This window comes from Dyadobacter sp. (assembly GCF_039919315.1).
Lineage (GTDB): Bacteria > Bacteroidota > Bacteroidia > Cytophagales > Spirosomataceae > Dyadobacter.
On record NZ_JBDSFX010000110.1, the window covers coordinates 31,809 to 55,447 of the forward strand.

The 23,639-nt window shown below is 47.9% G+C and carries 10 protein-coding genes and 1 pseudogene; 5 read left to right on the plus strand and 6 right to left on the minus strand.

The genetic code is table 11. The features are described 5' to 3' along the window. Positions 1-2: 2 nt before the first annotated feature. The 5 genes and pseudogenes from ABIO93_RS32755 to ABIO93_RS32775 form a co-directional block, all read right to left on the minus strand. Positions 3-644, minus strand: coding sequence for a sigma-70 family RNA polymerase sigma factor (locus ABIO93_RS32755; protein WP_348074276.1), 642 nt, complete (start codon positions 642-644; stop codon positions 3-5). Between the two features lie 575 nt (positions 645-1,219). Beyond that, positions 1,220-2,071 (minus strand): chloride channel protein, encoded by an 852-nt coding sequence (locus ABIO93_RS32760; RefSeq protein WP_348074277.1) that lies wholly within the window; start codon positions 2,069-2,071, stop codon positions 1,220-1,222. A gap of 89 nt (positions 2,072-2,160) precedes the next feature. Beyond that, positions 2,161-2,520 (minus strand): annotated as a pseudogene (locus ABIO93_RS32765) (chloride channel protein); the annotation flags it as partial. Positions 2,521-2,678: 158 nt separating this feature from the next. Further along, positions 2,679-3,602, minus strand: coding sequence for a TIM barrel protein (locus ABIO93_RS32770; RefSeq protein ID WP_348074278.1), 924 nt, complete (start codon positions 3,600-3,602; stop codon positions 2,679-2,681). Positions 3,603-3,650: 48 nt separating this feature from the next. Continuing rightward, a complete protein-coding gene (locus ABIO93_RS32775) occupies positions 3,651-6,812 on the minus strand; it encodes a PVC-type heme-binding CxxCH protein (protein WP_348074279.1) in 3,162 nt (1,053 codons plus the stop codon). Between the two features lie 1,097 nt (positions 6,813-7,909). On the opposite strand from ABIO93_RS32775, the gene ABIO93_RS32780 reads away from it, so the two are divergent. The 5 genes from ABIO93_RS32780 (at position 7,910) to ABIO93_RS32800 (ending at position 19,056) form a co-directional block, all read left to right on the plus strand. Continuing rightward, the gene (locus ABIO93_RS32780) at positions 7,910-11,107 is read left to right on the plus strand and encodes a TonB-dependent receptor (RefSeq protein WP_348074280.1); all 3,198 of its coding nucleotides are present in this window, start codon (positions 7,910-7,912) and stop codon (positions 11,105-11,107) included. 30 nt (positions 11,108-11,137) lie between these two features. Beyond that, the gene (locus ABIO93_RS32785; RefSeq protein ID WP_348074281.1) at positions 11,138-12,751 is read left to right on the plus strand and encodes a RagB/SusD family nutrient uptake outer membrane protein; all 1,614 of its coding nucleotides are present in this window, start codon (positions 11,138-11,140) and stop codon (positions 12,749-12,751) included. Positions 12,752-13,049: 298 nt separating this feature from the next. Continuing rightward, on the plus strand, positions 13,050-14,081 hold the full coding sequence (locus ABIO93_RS32790) for a winged helix-turn-helix domain-containing protein (RefSeq protein WP_348074282.1): 1,032 nt from the start codon (positions 13,050-13,052) through the stop codon (positions 14,079-14,081). Next, positions 14,068-17,478, plus strand: coding sequence for a VCBS repeat-containing protein (locus tag ABIO93_RS32795; protein WP_348074283.1), 3,411 nt, complete (start codon positions 14,068-14,070; stop codon positions 17,476-17,478). Before ABIO93_RS32790 ends, ABIO93_RS32795 begins: the two co-directional genes overlap by 14 nt. Positions 17,479-17,604: 126 nt before the next feature. Further along, entirely contained in the window at positions 17,605-19,056 is a 1,452-nt protein-coding gene (locus ABIO93_RS32800; protein WP_348074284.1) for a right-handed parallel beta-helix repeat-containing protein, read from the plus strand. Between the two features lie 125 nt (positions 19,057-19,181). On the opposite strand, the gene ABIO93_RS32805 is transcribed toward ABIO93_RS32800, so the two are convergent. Further along, positions 19,182-23,270: a two-component regulator propeller domain-containing protein gene (locus ABIO93_RS32805; RefSeq protein ID WP_348074285.1), complete on the minus strand. Its 4,089-nt coding sequence runs from the start codon at positions 23,268-23,270 to the stop codon at positions 19,182-19,184. Positions 23,271-23,639 lie beyond the last annotated feature (369 nt).

Genomic DNA, 23,639 nt, shown 5'->3' on the forward strand with positions numbered 1-23,639 from the left:
TTTTAAAAAATAATTAATGCCGCCAAAAAAAAGCTTATTAGAGCCCGTCTGAGCATTTGTAGTGCTTTCTGAACAAGATTTCGAACAGACTGTTCTTTGATTTCCAGCAGTTGGGCTATCTCAGAGTATTCAAGCTCATGGTAATATCTTAAAATGATTGCCTCGCTCTGGCGAGTGGGCAGCTTTGCAAGAAGATGATGTAATTTTTTCGACTGATCAGATACGTCCTGGACGGAAATTAAAAGTTCTTCCGGTGATCGCTCTATTGGCAAAAAAGTTTCACCCAAGTCTTCTAGATCCTCATTTCCCGAAAGTTTGCGTTTAGTCAACCGGTGAATCTTGCGCCGAATCGACCTAAACAAATAAAATTTGACAGATTGCGCTTGGCTTAATGAAAACCTGGTTCTCCAAATATCAACAAAAAGGTCCTGTATAGCGTCACTAATCAGGTCTTCGTCGCGGACAAACTGCTTTCCATAACTAAACAGAACCTGAAAGTAACGCCTATAAAGTTCTTCATAAGCCGATTGATCACCTTCTATTACCAAAGCCCACAAATCGTGATCATCTCTATATTTATTCATCACATCAGCACTATCATAAATAATCTGGTAATATGAAAATTTAATCTCGAAATGTTGCAATAGCCACTTAAAATTTTAACGTGATAAAAGCTATTTATATTGGTGCATATAATTTTCGAGGTCATAGCTAGATTTTATTTCCACGAGATGACGTATCAAGTTGTTTCAAGTCTATGAAATGGGTTCTGATCCTATCATCTTGTGCTCGTAATCCCATGATAATCCATTGTGGTCGATTATCTCAAAAAGCACAAACCAATAAGTATGTGCACGTTTAAGGCGCTTAAGAAATATATTATGTCAGTTAATGTATGGCTGCCATCTAATTGAGCATTTGACAATCCAAATCGGCTTGGTGCCCATCCATCAATTTGAACGGATACTTTCCACCAGCAAGCTAATTTGCTAAAGCGATTTAATGATCAGATTCTCCCTTAAGTTCATGCGGTCGACCGCAACGTGTTTGGCCTCGTTAACAGGTCATCCGCTGACTTTTTTTACTATTTTGAGCAACAGAAATAGAAGAGAAAAAACTGCTGCATGCACACGAAAGGCACAATGCGTAAAATCATAAAAGTCAAGATGATATTGGATGAATAAAATTTAATATCATTCCTGACAATTCTACTTAAATATTATATCTTGACACGGGTTAAAAATCGACGTGCCTTTTCCATCACCGGGGCTTTGTAGGTGTAGACGGTATAAGGGAAGATGAACTGGGCGACGAATTTTGAAACCAGACTGGCAATCAGAATGGGGACAAAAAGCATGTAATTATCCGCAATGGCGCAGACGAGGAAAATGGCTGTAAAAGGTGCATGAAGGCTGCCACTAAGCACCGCTGCCATCCCTATTACGATAAAATTGACGACAATTAAATGCAACCCGAAAAAGTGGTTCAGCATGGTGCATACAATCAATCCTAAAAATGCGCCGATGAACAGACTGGGTGCAAAAACACCACCGTCCCCGCCTACCCCCAATGTGATCGAAGTGGCCAAAGGCTTGACCAGCAAAACCAGTAGTAACGGCAGGATCATTGCCATAGCAGTCTCCGGGGTCAATTTGACGAGATTGTTGATCCCTGCGTAACCTTCACCGTACAAACTCGGAAAGAAAAAAACGAGCGCCGAGATCAGCAGGGAGCCTGCCAGGATTTTGGTCAGGTCGTTGTTTAGAGAGCCGAAAAATTGCTTAAAAAAGAGCACGCTTTTGGTCAGATAAACGGAATTGAAACCTGCGATGATCCCGAGCAAAACAAAATAAGGCAATGCCGCATTGTTCCATACCGAGACATTGAAACTGAATATCTGTTTGAAGAAAAAATAACGCGTCAGCACGTAAGAAACGAGCACGGCTGTTATCACACTGGCGGTGTGAAGCTTGCTTTTTCTTTTGGTAAAAACCTCAAATGCAAACAAAAAACCCGCAATCGGCGCATTAAATAAAGCTGTAACGCCTGCCGCCAGGCCCGAACAAACCAAATCGGTGCGGTATTTTTGAGATAATTTACTTTGCGGCTTGACAATGCACCAACCGATGCTGTGGCCACAACTGTGGAAACCTCGATGCCCGTGGAACCACCGAAAATAACCGTAAGGAAACCATTGAAATAATGTGAAGGAACTTTATAGGCAGGCAGTGTATTTCCATTTTTATTAATCGTATCGAGCACTTCCTTAATGCCTTTGTTGGCCTTTTTCCTGAAAAGAAATCTTCTCAGCAAGTGTATCGTGGTAATACCGATCAGGGGCAACACGAAAATCAGAAAAGTATGTTCATGGATCTTTTCCAGCAGACTTTCTTCGTAATGTTCAGTGATTACTTTCAGCGTGTCGGCAATCAATGCAGACAGGGCTCCCGTGAATGCGGCTGCTACCAAAACGCCAAAGACTCTTTTACTTTTTTTTACGTGATAAGATTTCTGATCCATATAAAATACAATTCCCGCAAAATGATTTTGGTTCCGCAGCCAGCCAATTCCATCGCTTTACCATAGCATTGATTTAGGATCTTATCTTAATTTCCTGTGTCAAATCTTCAATAATAATTCGCTTATTGCAGATCAGCAACAAGAAGTTACAACTGCTATTATCTCATGTAATTTGGATCAATTGAACGGTATGCCTTCAAAGCAGCTAATTCTCCTTCTGCTCCATCCTTCTTAATCTTGTGCTCCATGCCGACAAAACCGGTGTAACCTTTGTCGGCTACATGTTGCAGCACATTTACAAAATTGATCTCTCCGGTGGTCGGCTCCGTCCTACCTGGCGTATCGCCGATCTGGATATATGCAATTTCGTCCCACGCATAATCCATGGTCTGGAGAATGTTTCCTTCTTCGATCTGAACGTGGTAAAAATCAAAAAGCATTTTGATACTCGGGCTGTTCGCGGCTTTGGCGAGAGCGTAAGCCTGCGGGATTTCATGCAGAAACATGCCGGGATGGTCGATTTTGTGGTTCATCGTTTCCATGACCATTATGATCCCGTGCGGTTCGTAAATGTCGGCGATCCTTTTCAGTAACTCTATCGCATTCACCATCTGAAAATCCTTCGGAAGCTTGGGATCTTCCAGGCCAAGAACATTATGTATGAATTTGGTATTCATCCGTTTGGCGATTTCTACCGAAGCTTTCACCTCGTTCAATACCTTTTCCCGCAAATCCTTGTCACGCCCTGCAAAGGTCACTTCTTTGAATGTCATTGTACCTACAAACTGCCCGAATTCCATTCCCAGCTCCTGGACCGTTTTGCTGATTTTTTCCTGCTCTGCCGTCGGCCTGCTTTTAAGGCCGGTACTTTCCCAGGCGCGAAAACCTTGTTCATAGCCCCATTTAATCTGATCGACCGGATCCTTTCCGCCTGCATCTGCGAAGATGTTAAACTCTGGTGAAAACTTCATTCTGAAAGGTTTTTCACTAATACTACTTTCGGCAGCATTAGTCTTTCCCAAACCGGAAACCAGTGCAGCACCAGCTAAAAGGCTGTTTTTTAAAAATATATCCCTTTTCATATTGTTATCAAGATTTGAAAATGCACCCGTCAATATCGCAACATGCGGCTAGCGTAAAAAAGCTTTGTCTTTATCAGGATCCTGGTCCTGCCCGATCAGAAATGCCATCAGATCGGCCATTTCCTGTTCGGACAACAACTTATCAAGTCCTTGGGGCATCATCGAAACGTCTATTACTTTCATGCTCGTAACGTCCTTTCGGGCGACGCGAACGGTCGTTTGCGGACCGGTTTTGAGCGTAATCCCTTCGGGCGATTGCTCCTCGATCACACCCAAATATTCATTGGCTTTGGTTTTAATCTGATAGGTTTCAAATTCCCGCACAAAACTGGCATTGGGATAAATGATCGCTTCCAGCAAATCATGGGCGGAACGGTCTTTCTGGATCGATGTTAGATCGGGGCCTAGTTTGCCTCCTTCTGCACCAACGGTATGACAGCCAAAACAGATCGCTTTGCTAAAAAACAGCTGCCGTCCCTTTTCAAGATTTCCTTTGCTGATTTGGCTTTCCAGAGATTGCAAGTATTTGAGACGATCAGCTTGCACAACATTAAGCTTTGCCAGCAACTTGTCCACTTCCGGCTTCACTTCAACGGGATATTTTTCAAAAATGGATTTAAGGCTGGCTTCTGTGAAACTGTCGAGCGTGGACGTTTTCATGAGCGTGCCTGCCACCGCATGCCCTATCTTGGCAGAATGCTCACCACCAAATATCGAAACCAGCCGGGGAAGGATGAATGCATCTGCCTGAGGCAGATATTCGCTTGCTAATTTGTAGAGTTGGTCTTCTGTAGGTTTTGCCTGGGAAAGCACAGTAGCCGCCTGAAGACGCAGCGGTGCTTCATTTTTGACATTTAACTGGCTGTACAAGTAATCGAAATCTTTGTTTGTCAGCTTAGGCTCAGTTTCCAGCAAAATAGAAATGGCCTCCATGCGTAATCCGGCCGGACTTTTCGGATCTGCAATCACTTTTTCCAGCGTGTGCCCCAATGATTTTATGCCGGCCAAGCGAACAAATTCCAATGCGCTTGTCTTTACCTGAGCACTTCCAATTGCTAGCATTATGTCATTCACCCGGTCGGTCCAATCTTGTGGCACCGTTTTCAGCTGGCTTCCTTTCATGACATTGAGTAAAAACAATTGCTGTTCACGGGTAGCCGTTTTGATCTGATCTGATACAAATTGCTGGATCGACGGATCGGCCCGGAAGGCAATGAGTATGTTTCGGAAAGACTCTTTTTCACTTTCGGTCAATGTGCCTTTTTTGAACCTTGCTGCCAGAAATGCCCTGATATCCCCCGACCATTCAGGATGGTGGGAAGTTACCCAAAGGGCCGTCCGCTGCAAATCAGGGTCTTTATTGGAGAGAAAAGCGACCACCTGTATTGAGCTTAAGTGTTTCGTTTTCATCTGATCCAAAGCAATGAGCGATGCTTCCTGCACTTTGGGCGAACTGTTAGCCAGGCCTTTCAAAACAAGAGCGGGCCGGTTCAGAGAAATTAGCGAGTAAATCAAAGAATGCCTTATAAAAGGATCAGCAGTTGTTGCCGTAGCAGCGATCAATGCTGGTATTGCCTTTTCGTCACCAATCTGGCCTAATGCAGTTGCAGCCTGCCGCCGCACAGCCGGGTCACTTTTTTCAACTAGGGAAATCAGTTTTGGAAGCGATTTAATGTCTTTTGCAAGCCCCACAGAACGCGCCGCCGCCACTTTTACCTGCAAATCGGGATCATTTAAAGCCATTCGTAAACCTGCCATAGCCTTTTCAGTTCCTATCTGGTACAGCGTAAACACTGCTTTCGTCCTTACATCAACGGATTTCGATTTTTGTAAAAGACTGATTAACGGGTTCAGTGCTTCCTCGCCTTTGTCGATGATGTGATTGGTGGCACGTCCAGCAACATAGGGACGATTATCCGCCAGATATTCAGTTACTTCCGCTGCTGATAGCGAAGTCCAGGCAATTTTATTTCCGTAAGGGTCTTCGGTTTTTTTGAAACCGTTTTTCCGTATTCTGTAAATAGTGCCCTTAAGCTCAGGCTTTGAAACCTGCGAAAGCGGGCAGCCTTTGATAAACCACCCACCGGTTTCGACTACCAGCAAACTTCCATCCCCATCCTCCAATACGTCAGTCGGGTGGGAATCCTCTTTATCCGTCCACATAAAAACTTCATCTTCCGTGCGGAACGATGCACCTTCCCGGAAGAGCTTATGCCTGAGAATTTGGTGGGTATTAAACTGTGCGCTAAAAAGATTCCCCTTGAAATCCTCTCCAAAAACAGTACTCCTGTAACGTCCGATCCCAGAAGGCGCAACTCTGGAATACTTCGAAACCACAGGCATTAGCTCGCCGGTGCGCACAAGACTGTCGCGGTCTATATTCTTATTGGGTTTTGGATAAATGCCGCCTTCCGTCCAATACACCAGCGCATCGCGCTGACCAGCCTTGGGATCAGTGAAATAGGTTTCGGTGCCAATCGGCTCGGAAGCTTCCGTAAACGTCAATTCCACGGGATTGTTCATGCCCCCGGCCGACACCCATTCCAACCGAGAACCGTCGGGGCGCACTCGCCAGATCCGGGAGGTCTCGCCTTTGAGCCGTACGCCTTCTTTTGTTGTTACATCAAATCCATTGATGGCGCTAGTCAGGTAGAGCCAGCCGTCGGGTGCGATAAAAGGGCCGATGAGACTGTTTGCATTCACATTCAGCGTCCATCCGGAAAGGACCACCTCGCGTTTGTCACTCTTGCCGTCGCCGTTTGTGTCAGTCAGTTTGATTAGGTCCGGGGCAGATGATATATAAAGGCTTCCTTTATAAAAATAACCTCCTTGCGGAAATCCTACCTTATCGGCAAAAATGGTGCTTTTGTCGTAAACACCATCACCATTATTGTCTTCCAGCAGGTTAACCCTGAATTTCGGATCGGTCATTGCATCTTTCGTTTTTTCATAAACATTACCGGTCGATTCAAAAAGGAACAGCCGGCCTATATCGTCCACATAACCAAACATCGGATAAGCCACCAGGCTAGAATCTGCAACGACTTCAACAGCGTATCCCTCAGGTACGTGTATATCACTAACCTGGTCGCGGACCTTTCTGACAGACGACGCAGAAAGCATAGAAACAACAACGAATGTTAGAATATATTTTGCAAAAACTCTTGTCGAAAACATTTTACCTGCCTTTAACTCAATGTTTTTATTCATTTTTAATTGATTTTAATATAGCGTTTGATACCAGGTTCCAAACAGCGACTAGGTACGTCCATTGATAGAACGGATATTGACGATCCGCCCCGCCCGGTGCTCACGCATGGCTGCGTAAAATGCCTAATTAGGTCGGCTAAGCCAAACAGATATACCTCGAATTGCCTCGGGACCTTCTCGATGGGCACGTCTTCGAGCGCTCCAAGGTGGACTACTTTAAAAGTCCGTGATGTACCTCAGAAGTACGAGCGGGATATGAACGGGAATCTGGATTAATTAACAGCTCCTAACTCGCATCAAGAATAAAGAAGAATAAAGCATTTAAATTAAAAATTAGCTATTATCTCATCAATGCATATCCAACCGCACTTCGAATATTACCAAGCTGGATCATATTTCTCTTTCAAATTTTTCTAATATTTCGGTATGATGTCTATTTATATGGAAGTTTCTACCGAATTAAATTTATTAGTAGCAATAATTTATTAAAATTTTTGATTTTATTTCCTTACTACTTGGAATACTGATTGATTTGCCTGTGTTGTAGCCATATATAAATTCGCTTATCTAATAATTATGTGTAAGAAAAAGTGTTTAATGGTAATAACCAAGGCTCACACATACAGATCCTCCCAGGTAATGGGAATATTTTACCTTTTTTTTATTTAAAATTTACTTTACGTATGCCATATAGCTATTACTTGGAACATTTGTTCCATTGCTGTGGATCGAAATAATATGTGCAAATGACCCATTCTAGAGCCTTTCGGTTCTGATAAATTTACTCACGATGCGATTGGACAAAGAATCTCTGGTGAAAATATTATTCAGAATGGGGCTACGGCCAGTCGTTCCATATTTGTAATCACCATTAATTTTATAAAGTCTTTTGCCTTTTTGAGGGCGTTATTCCTTTAGATCTTTTACTTATCTTTTACAATTGTTTTCATAACAAACGCATTTGACAGGTACTTAATAATTCTGTGCAAGGAAAAGGCTTAAAAGAAAATATCCAAAGTTCACCCATACAGACCCCCTCAGGTAATGGTGATATTTTTTCTTTTTTTATGAAAAATTTCACCTAAAAAACATTGCTTATGTGTAGTTACTACCTGAAACAATTCGTTCCATTGTTGATACTGTTGCTTGGAATGAATTATGCTGAAACAGCCAAAGCCCAAAACCGGCCGGTGTCTGGTCAAATCACTGACGCTGCAAGTGGGCAAGGAATTCCCGGTGTAAATATTATACAGAAAGGTGCTACAGTTGGTACTTCTACGAATGCTGATGGGGCTTTCCAGCTCAGCGTTTCCTCAAATGCTAAAACCCTGGTAGTTTCTTCGGTGGGCTACCAAGCTATAGAAATATCCTTAACTAGCAGCAATATAGTTAATGTATCTCTTCAGACTGACAGCCGATCTCTTAACGAAGTGGTAGTGGTGGGCTATGGTCAAAAAACAACTCGCAAACTCACAGAATCGATAGCTACTGTACAATCGAAGGACATCACCAAGCTTCCCGTAGCCAACGCCGAGTCGGCCATTCAGGGTCGGGTATCAGGCGTTCAGATCACTAACGTCGACGGTACGCCCGGTAGCCCGGTTGCTATCCGTATCCGGGGCATCAGCACGGTAGGTAATAACCAGCCACTGTTCGTTGTCGATGGCGTCCCTATCGGCGACGGCACCGGCAACCAGATCAATCCAAATGATATCGAGAGCATGTCGGTATTAAAAGATGCCTCATCGTCGTCAATTTATGGACTTCGGGCGGCCAACGGCGTGGTATTGATAACGACTAAGCGCGGCAAAGCCGGCAAGCCGCGCGTTAACTTCGACGTGTATTCCGGTGTGCAGAACTTTGCGACTTTCTATGAAATGAACAGCACGGCCCAGTATGTGGCACTGGCTCAGGAAAGTTATGACAATGCCAACGCCCAGGCTGGGCTGAAGCCTGGTGACAGCGGCTACCAGGTATTGCCCCCCGATCTGCGGGCTGGCAGCAAATACCTCGACCGCGATAACCGCGATATGTGGCGCGAATCGGTCGTGCAGAAAAATGCGCCCATTACTAACTATAACTTGTCGATGTCGGGTGGCAATGAGAACTCCAACTACTTTGTCTCGGCCGGCTTGTTTCAGCAGCAATCGATGGTGAAAAAGTGGGATTTGGATCGCTATTCGTTTCGTATCAACAGCGATCACCGGGTGGGCAAACGGCTAAAAATCGGTCAGGCATTCACCCTTGCCTATACTCAGACCAAACGCGGCAGCAACGCGGGCGGGAATGGATTCATCTACGCCGCGTCGGCCGCCATGCCTCCCTTCTTTAGTTATTTAGACACTGATAATGCCGTTCCTAACAACCGATACGGCTACACCGGTAACCTCGGCGTGGCCGGGCTGACCATTGGCAACACACCCGGTATGAACCAGATTACTGACGCCAATGACCGCAATCTGCGGGTACTAGGCAATATCTACGGGGAAATTGAATTGTTTCGGGGACTGAAATTCCGGTCCGTGGCGGCCCTTGACTTCAACACCGCGCGCAACACCGGCTGGGAGCCGGGTTTTACGGCCCTGGAGTTGGGTCTCGAGCGTAACCAGAATAGCTATGGTGAGTCCAGGAGCGAAGGTATTCAGCAGGTGTTCACCAATACCCTCAACTACGATGGGGTCTTTGGTGCCCATACAATTAATGCCATTGCCGGCATGGAGTACCAGCAGATCCGGGGCAATGGGCTGTCCTATTCGGGCCAGAACTTCAGCAGCACCAATCCCAATTTCTACCAGAACGTTCAGAATGGACAGGGTAACCCAGATGGAAAGGGAGGATTTCTCTACAACAATGCGTCGTCCTATCTCTCGCAGCGGGCTTATTTTGCTTACTTCGGCAGAGTCAGCTACGATTACAAGGATAAGTATCTGGTTACGGCCACAGCCCGCTACGATATGTCTTCCAACTTTGCCCCCGAAAACCGCGCCAAGCTCTTCCCGGCTATTTCGGCAGCCTGGCGTATTTCCAATGAGGATTTCTTTAAAGATAAACTCCCCTTCATCACCGACCTCAAACTGCGTGGAAGCTGGGGCCAACTGGGAAATGATCGCGTTGGCATCGACTTCCCGTTTGTGTCGCGGGTAGATCAGGCACCTTGGTATAGTCTGGGTGTGGGGCAAACTGCCCTAAAAGGCAGCGGCATACCAGCCCTGGCTAACCGGAAGCTACGCTGGGAAACCAACGAAAGTATCGATGCGGGCTTTGACCTCACCCTATTTGGCAAGCTCAACCTGCTGGCGACCTACTATAACCGTAATACCAAAGACTTCCTGTATAACCTACCCGTCAACTATTCATCGGGATTTGGCAGCATTCCGGTCAACTTAGGTCAGGTGAATAACCGTGGCATCGAGCTGGAAACAAGCTATCGGGCTAACGTGGGCAAAGAGGCCACCATTGAATTCTTTGGGAACCTTACTACCGTTCGCAACCGACTGGTGTCCCTGGCACCAGGTGTAGAGGAGTTTGCCAGTGGCGATTACCGCACGGCGGTGGGCCACCCAATTGGCTATTTCTACGGCTACAAAACGCTGGGTATCTACCAGAATCAGGAGCAGGCAGATGCAGCCGTACTTGATAAATCGAACGGAGAAAACAAACCGGTGCCAGGCGATGTAATTTTTCAGGACAACAACGGGCCTGGAACAGACGGGCAGCAGTTCAGCGGGCAACCTGATGGCCAGATAAACACCGAAGACCGGACCTATCTGGGCAAAACCATTCCTGATTTTTTCTATGGCTTTGGTATCAACGCCAACTGGAAAGGTTTCGACCTGAACATTTTGTTCCAGGGCGTGAGCGGGGTCAGCGTCTATAACTCGTTTCGTCGGGGAGCTGAATCGCTGGGGGGGGTGGCTCGCAATGAGCTGGCCAGCACCCAAAACCGGTGGCGGGGCGAGGGCACCAGCAACGAGATGCCCCGAGCCACGGCCAACGACCTGAACCAGAACGGCCGTTTCTCGAACCGCTGGGTGGAAGATGCCAGCTTCCTACGATTCAAAAACATCCAGCTCGGCTACACGCTGCCCCGGCAAGTCCTCGATAAAATAAAAATTTTTCAGGGTGCCCGTTTCTATGTGGCCGCAACCAACCTGTTCCGCATCACGAAATACACGGGTCTTGATCCCGAAGTGGCTACCTACAACCAGTCTTCTTCTCAGCTGTATGCCGGTACCGACGAGGGTAACATCCCGCAGCCCATTACCGTACAGATCGGTGCTAACCTGACGTTTTGATTTTATTATAAATAAAAAATACTGACTGCAATGAAAAAAGGAATTATATCCCTGACGCTCACCCTGCTACTGATAGGGGGACTATTTACCCGCTGTGAGCAGAAGCTTGACCTCTCGCCGCTGGGTACGCTCGATGAGCAAACCTTTTACCAGACCGAAAACGACTTCAAGGGTGCCGTGCTAGTGGCTTACTCGGCCCTGCTCAACTATACCTACGACCAGGACGATGCGGGCGGCTGGTTTCGGAGCAACCTCATGCCCGACGATGATGCGACCGCACCCAACAATGGAGTCGATAATGTTGATATCTTCAACTGGCTTCCTAACGGGGGGCCTTGGAGCATATTGTGGGAAACTAGCTACAAAGGTGTTCAGCGGTCGAACGTAATTCTTGAGAAACTACCGGACGCCACTTCACTGAACGACTCGCTCAAAAAGTCCTTTGAAGGCGAAGCGCGGTTTCTGCGGGCTTATTACAACTTCGTTCTGGTCACTCAGTTTGGCACAGCCCCACTGATCGAGAAAACCCCGCGTACGCTGGAGGAAACCCGCGCGCCTAACTCCAAACCGGGCGAACTCTGGGACGCCGTTCTGTCGGATCTGAAAATTGCCAAAACCAACCTCCCTCCCAAACGCGACGATGCCAACCTGGGACGGGCCACCAGCGGAGCCGCATCAGCCCTGCTGGGCAAAGCGCTCCTCTACCGGGCGCAGTGGGAAAACAAACCTGAACTATATGCTCAGGCAGCCGCTGAGTTTGAGGGGCTGGCAGGAAAATATAGTTTGGTAAGCAACTACCAGGACAATTTTAGCACCGCTACCGAAAACAATGCCGAATCGATATTTGAGGTACAAATGGGCTTAGGGGGCGGTAACCCCTGGTTAGCACCTGATTTCAACTTCGGCTCGGGCGGGGGCGTGGCCTCGGCAGGCAACGGACGACTTATCTATTTCGGAACGGCCTGCGGTCCTAATCAGGACTGTGCACCCGGTTCCAACCAATTTGGCTACGGCCGGATTCAGATGACTAGCACTATTCAGCGCGAATTTGAAAAGGGTGACCCGCGCCGGGCCGCGTCTATTTTCATCGATGGCGACCCCTACATGACGGCCGCCAACGTTGACGGATCCAAAAACAATCTGCCCCAATGGATCTACAGCAAACTCTGGTCGGCCACCGGCTCATCGCCCGCCAAATATGTGCTCGGCGACCAATCCGACTTTCGGCCTAACCTGAGCGTGAACAACGACCGTGTGCTGCGCTATGCCGATGCACTGCTGATGCTGGCCGAGTGCAAAATCCTGGGAACTGCCAAAGACCTGACGGGAGCCGCTGCCCTGATTAATCAGGTTCGGCGCCGAGCTGATCCCACCGCCAAAATTCTGCCTAATGTTCCTGTAGGTAACGAAACGGAACTGTTCAAAGCGCTCCGGCACGAGCGTCGGGTTGAATTTGTCCTTGAGTGCCACCGGTATGACGACCTTGTGCGCTGGCACCGGGCAGGCAAAATCAACATCAAAACCGACATCGACTTTGGCGTTGCCAAAGCCAACGAAAACTGGGCACCCAAGCACTTGCTGAGGCCTATTCCGCAGCGTGAGATCGACCTGAATCCTGAGCTTGTTCAGAATCCCGGCTACTAATCCCCTTACAGCCATTCTTTGAATACCAAAAGGCCCTATTTGGGCCTTTTGGTATTCAAAACCCATTTTTTGTTTATTTAATGCTAATTTTTGACGAATTACTCCAGTTGAAAACAACAACATCCCCCGACCTTTGTTTCGTTATGTCGGGGAAAACCAATGCGGCATGAACAGCAAAGAACGTCAACGACTGCGGTACCTGGAAGCAGTAACCCAGATGCTGCTATTTATACTGCTATGGCTGACAATCTGGCTTATTCTCCCCGGCTAAGAACACTGAATCTTAGACCGGCTAACTATGAAAACTAACCTTGATTTTGACAGCCAAGGGCAATTACCCAAATACCTTAAATTATTTAATGCAATAGTACAGGATATCGAGCGTGGGTATCTGGTAGTCGGAGACCAGCTTCCTTCGCTCAACGAAGCATGCGCAGAATGGGGTCTTTGCAAAGATTCTGTCAAGCTGGCTTATGCTACTTTGCACCAGCGCGGATTTGTTACCTCCATCACACGAAAGGGGTTCTTCGTGGCTGGATCACCCAAACGCCACGCCTTGCGTGTTCTGATTGTAGCTGGGCAGCTAACCGACGGCGTTAAGGAGCTGCATGATGCCATTTTATCCAGCATGAATCAGGAGATCATTTTAGATGTATGCAGCTACAATTATCAGCGTCAGTTATTATACCCATTACTGGAAAAACACGTAGGTGATTACCATTATTTTATTATGATGCCACACCTGGTCGGGCAGGATCAAGCAACCATACAGTGCCTGAGGAAAATACCAAGCAGCAACCTAATCCTGATCGGTAACGATTGGGCCGAATCTTTGCAGCATGGTCACCGACTTCACTACGGAGGTGAAGAAGCTGTTTATGAGGCGCTAGTCACCCAACTAGATATCCTCCGCAAGTATCATCGCCTGAATTTGGTATTCTCGGGACAAGACTGCTTTGACACCGACTCGATTCGGGCTTTTCGCCGTTTTTGCACAACTCATGCATTCGACTTTCAACTTATCGACGAACTCGTAGCGACCGATGTGCAGGCTGGCCATGCATACTTTGTTGCCCACAGCCACCATCTGGTCGCCCTTGCTCTCCATTGTCAAAGCTTAGGTTGGGAACTTGGCCAGCAAGTGGGAGTAATCAGCTTAGTCGAGAATGACAATACGCGCTTACTCGCTGGTAGTGTAGCGGTAATTGGCTGTCTTTCTGCTGACATTGGCAGGCGGGTAGCACTAATCATGGGTGATCACCAGAAGAGGAACGTAGCTCCATCCCGTACTTCATTGCTGCACCAACAGAGATATCATGTCCACCGCTAATCACATGAAAAATTGTCGTTTTCTTAAAATCAATTTGGTTTTGCTGCTGTTGTGGAGTGTCATGGCGGGGTGCACCATGCACGAGAAACTTTTTAAACTACTCCCCTCGTCGCAAACAGGTATTACCTTCGAGAACCGCCTGACCGAGAGTGACTCAATTAATGCTATTACCTTTGAGTACATTTATAATGGAGCTGGAGTGGGCGTGGGCGATTTCAACCGCGACGGGAGGCCCGACCTTTATTTTGCGGGAAATCAGGTATCGAGTCGCCTGTATTTGAATGATACGAAATCCGGTAGACCCATTCATTTTCAAGATATAACTCAAAAGGCCGGTACAACGACTCGTGACTGGTGTACGGGTGTCAGCGTCGCCGACGTGAACCAAGATGGCTGGCCCGACATCTACGTCTGTGTGGCGGGTCTAGCCACCCGGAGGGAAAACAAACTCTTTATTAATAATGGACCCACGGTAGATTCTATTCCGACATTTACAGAGCAAGCGGTGGTATACGGCCTAAACGATCCGGGGTATAGTACCCAGGCGGTTTTTCTTGACTACGACCGTGACGGAGATCTGGACTGCTACCTGCTTACCAACGCACTCGAATCGACTAATCGAAATGCCCTTCGCCCCAAATTCACGAAAGGTGAAGCCCCCAGCAACGATCGCCTGTACCAAAATGACCGAATGCGATTCAGCAACATCGCCGCGCAAGCGGGCATACTGACCGAAGGTTATGGCCTGGGCATATGCCTGAGCGACCTGGATGACAACGGCTGGCCGGACGTTTACTGCGCTAACGATTTTCTGTCCAATGACCTTATCTGGATGAACAAGGCAGGCGATGCGAAGAAGCCCGTTTTTACCGACCGTGCGAATGCATTTACAAAGCACCAGGCACACAATGGAATGGGTGTAGACATCGCTGACATCAACAACGACGCGCTGCCTGATATCATCGTGGTAGATATGCTCCCTGCTGATAATTACCGGCAGAAGATGATGCTCCCTGGCTCTAACTACAACCGCTTCCAAATGCAGGCTGACCTGGGCTATCAGCCGCAATTCATGCGCAACACCTTGCAGTTAAATTGTAGTTCGGCACAGCGGGGGGTGGTTTTTTCAGAAATCGGGCAATTGGCGGGCATTGAAAAGACCGACTGGAGCTGGGCACCGCTACTAGCCGATCTGGACAACGATGGCTGGAAAGATCTGTATATCACAAATGGATACCGGCGTGATGTCACGAACCTTGACTTTATGGCTTATAGTCAGGAGAATGGTATTTTCGGATCCCCTCAGGCGCAGTTTCGTCAGGCGAGCAAGGAACTTTACGCTTTGGCAGAAATTAACGTCCCAAAACACACCTACAGAAACCGCGGCTCTAACCCTGCTACCGCCCTCACCTTTGAAGACGTTTCGAAAGCCTGGGGCCTAGATCAAACGGGCTTTACCAGCGGTGCGGCCTACGTTGATCTCGACAACGATGGCGATCTGGATCTGGTAACCAATAACATCGACAGCGAAAGTTATGTACTGGAAAACCAATTGAACCAGAGAACAAATCCTCCGAGCTGGCTTCGACTCAGCATCGAACCCGCCGCAGGATTGCCCGTGGTAATAGGCACGAAAGTCTGGCTTTACGCGGGTGGCCAGCAACAAATGCTCGAACTTGCCCCTGTACGCGGCTTCGTTTCCACGGTTGAAAATGTACTGCACTTCGGACTAGGAGCGAGCAACGCCTACGATTCACTGGTAATTCGGTATCCCAATGGGCTCAGGCAGCATATCGGACCAGGAAAAACGAACCGGATTTTGACGATAGATTATCATCCTGATGGACCCTGGCAACCTAATTCCTCCGCTGAGCCAGAACTTTTTACCCGACTGTCCGACGCCGAAAGTGGCCTTTCTGTTTTACACAAGGAAAACCCTGTAGTGGATTTTAACCGAACGCCTTTGTTACCTCATCTTTACTCTAAAAATGGCCCCTACCTGGCCGTGGGTGATGTCAACGACGACGGGATGGACGATTTTTTTGTAGGTACTGACTTTGATCATTTATCTTCGGTATACGTCCAAGAACGCGGTGGTGATTTCCGCCTCGTACCCCTACGTGGTAGTGAAGCCTATGAAGATATGAACGCGGCATTTTTCGATGCTGATGGCGATGGGGACCTTGATCTTTACGTAGTCAGCGGCGGCAGTAAGGAGGAGGGGCTTTCAGCTGAATACCAGGATCGGCTGTATTTTAACGGCGGTAAAGGCGATTTCCAGCCTGCACCCGCCGGAGCACTGCCTGCAATTCGATCAAGCGGCAGCAGTGTAAGCGTGGCCGATTTCGATGTTGATGGCGACCTGGATCTGTTTCGAGGCGGACGCATTGTGCCCGGACAGTACCCCAAACCCGCAGACAGCTACTTGCTGCGAAACGAGGGCGGTGGAAGGTTTAGCGACGTAACTGACCAGATCGCTCCGGGACTCCGGCAAGTGGGACTGGTTACAGCCGCGCTATGGACTGACGCCGACAACGACCGCAAGCCCGACCTGCTGCTGGTAGGTGAATGGATGGCGCCCACACTGTTTCGAAACCAAAGCGGACGACTTCAACTGCAAAAAACTCCCGAACTGGCCCAGGAATCTGGCTGGTGGTGCTCGCTGGTAGCGGGTGACTTCGACGGCGATGGTGATACTGACTACGTGGCAGGCAATTTTGGCCTTAACAGCAAGTTTCGCGCTTCGGCAGAAAAGCCATTGCAAGTATTTGCCAGCGACTACGATAATAACGGCCGTCTTGATCCAATTCTGACATTTTATCTTGGCCAGCAACATGTTCCCGTTGCACCGCGTGACCTGATGATGTCACAAATTCCCAGTATCAAAAAGCGAATTCCCACCTACCACGATTACGCGGTTCATACCTTCGAGGAGATATTTACGAAAGAAGAACGCGATCAAGCCTTTGTTAAGGAAGCGCGGCAAATGGCCAGTTGTTATTTTGAAAATAAGGGAAACTTCACCTTTGCCGTTCAACCCCTGCCGATGGCGGCGCAGATAGGCCCGATTAACGGTCTCATCGCCCGCGACTTTACGGGCGACGATAGATTGGATATCTTGTTGGGAGGTAATTTCTATGGTACCGAGACCACTGGCGGCCAACTCGATGCGGGTAAAGGGCTGCTTCTAGCTAATGTTGGCAAGTCAAACGGTCCCATGCCCTTCCAACCCCTGTTGGATGCTGGATTGAACATGGACGGCGACGTCAAGTCAATCGCGCTGCTTCGTCGACCCAACGGAGCCATATGGTGGCTTGTGGGAGTCAATGACGGGCCGCTGCAAGTATGGCAACAACGCACTGGCAAAGCGGCACTTGCCATGAATATAACGCAGTGAACACAGTCTTACCTTGCCTTTTTTGAAATCACTACCGTCCTGCAAAAAAATTAGTAAGGCAGACCGGTGTCTATTACCAGGCAACGAAACGCAATTCATGTTTTATTTTTGACTGAGACCATTTGTATGAACATATCACTCTTTATTACTATCTTTATTTTAATAGCAACATCGAGTCCCTTCAGGCTCGAAGCCTCGGCTCTGCCGCAGGAGGTGTTTGTTTCCCATTCGGGAAGTGACTCTAACCCCGGAACCAGGAACAAGCCTTTGCGTTCCATTCAGAAGGCAGTCGATCTGCTGCAACCAGGAAAGACTGTTATCTTGCTTGGCGGTCTGTACGAACTCGCGGCACCAATAACCGTTACTGCTAAAGGCAGCGCAGAACGTTGGGTTACGATTCGCGGAGACGGAGGGGCCAAAGTAATTCTGGATGGGCTGAAAATCAATATCCCGAATCAGGGAAAATACCCAAGCAATAACGGTTTGATTCAGATCGAAAACGCAGCTTATGTACGGCTGGTCAACATTCACGTTCGAAATTCACGACGTTCGGGAATCAACATGCAGGAAAGCCGGTATATCGACGTGCTCAATTGTACGTCCGAAAACAGTCTTTCGCCTGGGATTGCTTCATGGCAGCGTTGTGAGTACATCCGTATTCTGGGCAACACGGTGATCAACGCCAGTGATATGGAAATGAGTTGGACACCCTATAAAGGGTCTGAAGCTCCGCATGAGGCGATCAGTGTAGCCGGTTCGCACCACTTCGAAGTAGCTTGGAACCATGTTTACAACTGCCAAAAAGAAGGTATAGACGTCAAGGAAACCGCAGCCTTTGGTACCGTACATCATAATTATGTGCACGACTGCAAGCGGCAGGGATTATACATCGACGCATGGTTCGGGCAGCTTGAACACATCGAGATGTATGGAAATGTGGTCCACAACTGTGAATCGGGCATCGCAATATCCTCCGAAGACGGTCCAAATACCAAAAATCTCAAAATTCATCACAATCTGGTTTACAACAACCGGGGTACTGGTATTTTCTTTTCACGATGGGGTGCGGATAATTTACGGGAAGAAGTAGACGTATATAACAATACTTTCTACCGGAACGGCTGGGGTAAAAACTTTTCAGGGGATCCTCAATATTGGCTGAGCGGAGGTTGTTATTTATATTCAACTAGGTTAAAGGATTTACGTATTCGGAACAATATCTTCGCCCGCAATTTTCCTTTTGAAATCGGCCATACCAGTAAGCTTGTTGATGGATGGGGCAGTTTGCAGCAAATCGATATCAGCTGTAACCTTATCCAGGACATTAACAAAGTTGATTATCCGATTTACCTGCACACATGGCTTAAAGACAGCGTCTTCTCCATGACCGGAACCCACGCCATTCTGGCCGATCCAATCTTTGAGAATCCTGAGGACGGCGATTTTAGATTAAAAGAAAAGTCTCCTGCGAAAGATAATGCTGGTGATTATTTAGGAGTATTTCCCAAGAGTTCAACAAAAGAGAGTTTTTGGTGGAGAGGCAATTTCCCGCCAGTGATCGACATCGAAAACTACTAGCCCAACCACCTGTCTGGGACCGAGGAATAATTGGTAATGCCTCCACCGAGGCCCACAAACCTTTTACACCAAATGTTTAAAACTGTGGTAGAATTTAACCGCTATCGTAAGTATTCTGCAAGTGACTAGGCCTCGTGTTGCATTTTGCTCCATTCTCCCGGTGACACACCGAACTCTTTTTTGAATACCCGATTGAAATAATTAGGGTCATTAAAACCCACTTCATATGCGATTTCGGCGATTTGTCGGTCGGTAGCTTTGAGCAGCTGCGCCGCACGCTGAAGACGGACATTGCGGATAAGTTCGTTCCCGCCTTTGCCGGTAAGGGCTTTCAATTTACGGTAAAGCTGTGTATTACTAAGGCACATTGCCTCCTCGAGCAGGCTTACGTCGAGTTCAGGATCAGACAAACGCGAGTGGATGATGGCTAACACCTTATGCAAAAATACTTCCTCAACCGCTTCGGTTGTGACGGGTGCGGACTGAAGTGTAAGCACACGGCTGTATTTTTCCCGCAGCTTGTGGCGAATCTGGATCAGATTGCGTACTCGGCTTCGTAGCACTTCGAGGTTGAAGGGCTTGGTGACATAATCATCCGCACCGGCGTCGAGCCCTTCTACTTTGCTCTCGTTACTAGAACGCGAAGTAAGCATCAGCACCGGCACGTGGCTAGTCCGCTCGTCACTTTTCAACGCATGGCATAACTGTACCCCATCCATGTCCGGCATGAGCCAGTCACTTACTATCAGATCAGGAATCTCGGTCTGAGCGTAGGCCAGAGCCTGCCTGCCGTTGGGAGCTGTATGCACGCGGTAAGTGCCGCCAAGACATTCCGCCAGATACTGCCGAAGGTCGTCGTCATCTTCTGCAACCAGCACCAGGGGCAAACTCTCACGGCCAGAGCTAACGGTTGACAAGTTAAGCAAAGAGGAGCCTGCTTCCCTATCTTGCGAAAGCAGAGTTTGAGGTGATCCCTCAGTTCTCCTTGAAAGCCATGGCACGGGAAAAGCCCCTATGTGAACAGGTAGCTCAACCACGAAAGCCGTACCCACTCCTAATTGACTTTCTACACGGATGGAACCCAGGTGCAATTCGACCAGCTCACGGGTGAGCGCCAGCCCTATCCCGGTACCGGTTTTTTTAATTTCGTTTTTTCCATCCACCTGGTAGAACCGCTCAAAAACATGCCGGGCGTTTTCTGGAGTAATGCCAATGCCTGTATCTTCGACTTCGAGCAAAAGCCGCGTTGTTCTGTCGGAGCTTGTCACACCAGAATCAACTAATTGGCTCCGCACTGTGACAGAGCCACCAGAGGCTGTGAATTTCAGGGCATTAGCGAGCAGATTATACAAAACCTTTTCAACAATATCCTGATCAAACCATACCGCTTGTCCATCGCCTAAGGTATCGATGCGTAGCTCGATTCCCTGTTTGACAGCCTGTGGCAGAAACGACTGCACCACCTGATGCACGAACCCCACTTCGTCTTGCTGGCTCACATTTGGAGAAAACGATCCCGATTCGAGTCTGGAGAGGTCGAGAAGCTGGTTGATTAGGCGGAGCAGTCGGCTCGCATTGCGGTGCATGCTCTGAAATTGGCGCCGCCAGTGACCGGAGGTCGAGTCGGAAATGAATTGTTCCAGAGGCGTGATAATCAATGTAAGTGGGGTACGAAACTCGTGTGAAATATTGGTAAAAAAACCAGCCCGAATCCGGTCTAGCTCACGGGCCTTCTCAGTTTCCAAGTGCTCAGCCCGGATTTCGGTCTTATAATTCTCCCGTATCTGGATCAAGTGTCGAAGCAAAGCCAGCAGTAGAAGAACGATTAGCGCGTAGGCTGTATAAGCCCAGGCCGTCCGGTACCAGGGAGGTAAGATCGTCAGAATAAGTACCGTTTCGGGGGCATTCGTAAAATCGTCGGTCAACGATGCCTTCACCCGGAATTGGTAAGTGCCAGGGTTCTGGTTGGTGTACGTTGCCGAGTGTTGAGCACCTACGTAGTTCCAGTCTTTCTCGAAGCCGTCTAGTTTATAGGCATAACGCACATTTCGGTGCACGCGGTACAGCACCGCGGAAAAGTCAAAGGTAAATACCGATTCCTCATAACGCAATTTAAGAGCGTTGGTCTCAATAAGCGCATGAGCGAGAGGCGAACCCGGTGCATCTGGGTGAACAGTGCGGTTGAATAGCTTAAGGTCTGTAAGGTAGACTGGAATAGGTATATGAAAGTCCTCATTCTCATTTTGTCGATAAGCCGTCAACCCGTGTTTTCCGCCCCAGAATATGGTTTTGTCAGGATTTTGGGTGAAGGCTTTATTGGTAAAATCATTGCCAGCCAGTCCATCGGCACGACGATATGTATTCAGCACCTTACCCTCTAGGCTCAGACGGCACAAGCCATCATTCGTAGCGATCCATAAATAGCCGTCCTTATCCTGTCCAATACTCATTATGGCATCGTTGGTCAGCCCATTGTCTGTATCTAAAAGCGTGAAGCGGCGACTCTGGCGGTCATAGCGATGCAATCCACTCATAGTGCCTACCCATAGGTTTTGATTACGGTCTGTAAACAATCCTGTTATATACTCACTATGTAATGCGCCCGGTTTCCGATCTGGTTGATGATATTTTAAAGTTCCGGTTCCCGGTGGAATTTCTACCAGCCCTTTGTTCGGGGTGCCGATCCACAGAGTGCCGTCGGCAGTCTCGGCGACTGAGGTTAATCTCCCATTAATTTTCGGCAAAGCAGGGCCTTGCCTGAGATCACCGGTAGTTTTGTCGAGTAGCCAGACTACTCCAGGCTCGGTAAATATCCGAACATCCCGGAGTGTATCTGAACTAACTACGCAAAAGTTACCCAACCCTAATGCTTGCAGTCGCTTTCGGACCTGACCCGTTGTGGGATCCATGAGCACCGTTCCCTGGTTCCAGATGCTCACCAGCAAGACATTAGGAGATAGAAAAAACAATTGCGTGACGTCGTTTCCAGGTAAAGACTGAGGGTTTCCAGGCTGGTGTTGGAAATGTTTGCTTGACGAACGAAACTTGTCGATAAAAGTCAACCCCTGGGTACCACCTACCCATACCCCATCCCCATCGTCGGCGGCAACCGCAGAAACCGCTTGAGCCAATAAACCGCCGGGCTGGCCAGGGAGGTAGGTAACTACTCGGAATGGGTCAGGGCGCTTGAAAAGTACGTTCAAGCCCCCTTCCCACGTCCCTACCCATATGTTACCCTGCCGATCGCCCCTTACACAAACCGTAGCGTGTGTGCTGAGACTACTCATTCGGGCGGGGTCATGCCGCAACTGTTGCAACATCCGAAAATCTGGATCTTCCGAGACAATAACACCATCGTCAGTGCCAAGCCAAAAACGTCCGTCCTCGTCTTCGTACAAACTCCGTGCGTTGTTGACTCCTTCTACGGTACCAGCTCTAAAAAATACTGGTTGGAAAATAGTTTTTCCACGCATGCAACGAAACAAGCCACTGCCTTTTGTGCCAACCCACACCCTACCCTGCCTATCGCACTCGATGGTCATAATTTCAGCTGAGATAAGGGAACTAGTTTTGGGCAAAAAAAGACGAATCGGATTCTTACCATCCGGTCCTAGGCGCTGGAGAGAGCCATCTTTGTCTGCTACCCACAGCTTGCCGTCTGCGTCGAAACAGATTTGTTTTATGAAGTTCGACGTTAATGCGGAGTTCGCAGTATTAATTTGCCGTACCTTATATGAAATAGGATCAAATTTTAGAAGCCCATTTCCAGCGGTAGCCGCCCAGATGAATCCCGTATTATCTATGGTGAGATCAGTAATTGTGGCTGATGAAATATCGCTGCCGTCCTCGCAATGGGTTAGGCGCAGGACCTTTTCCCCAGCCTCTTTCAATACATTTACTCCCCCGTTATTTGTTCCCGCCCAAAGCTGTCGCTGCCGATCCTCAGTAAGACAATTTACATAGTTGTTACTCAGGGTGTTGGTATCCTTAGCCGACCGCCGATAATTTCGAAACCGATCCCCGTCATAGCGGTTCAGACCATCAGCTGTTGCGAGCCACAGGAAACCTCGGTGATCCTGAACAATATTCATCACCGCACTATGGGACAGTCCGTCGTTAGTAGTCAGGTGATGAAACGTGCCCTGTGCCCGACAATCAGAAAACACGAGGCTTAGAATAAAAATTAGACTTATCCCTAACTTAAATGGCTTCATTAATTTTTAATAATAACAGAATCCAAAAACATTACCTGAATAGGAGGCAACTAATATCGTTATTACGGGGGGAATCTTGTATTAGCAGCTTGTGCAAGCATTACATTTGACTAGTCATGTTCACACGGAATGATCAAATATAACGAAAGAGTTCGTGCTATCTCGTCTTTGTTTGGTTAGAGTTATAATGCTTTAGGCATCCAAATTAAGAATATTGTCTGTATTGAGAGGCATAAAATCGGATTGCAATCTCGTTTGAGTTTGGAATCACATATTAGCCAAAGTTCATATCAGTTCACTACGTGAAGGCCTCTCATAATATGACCGCCATGGCCTTTAGATTTTGTGCAATAAGATTATGTCATGTCC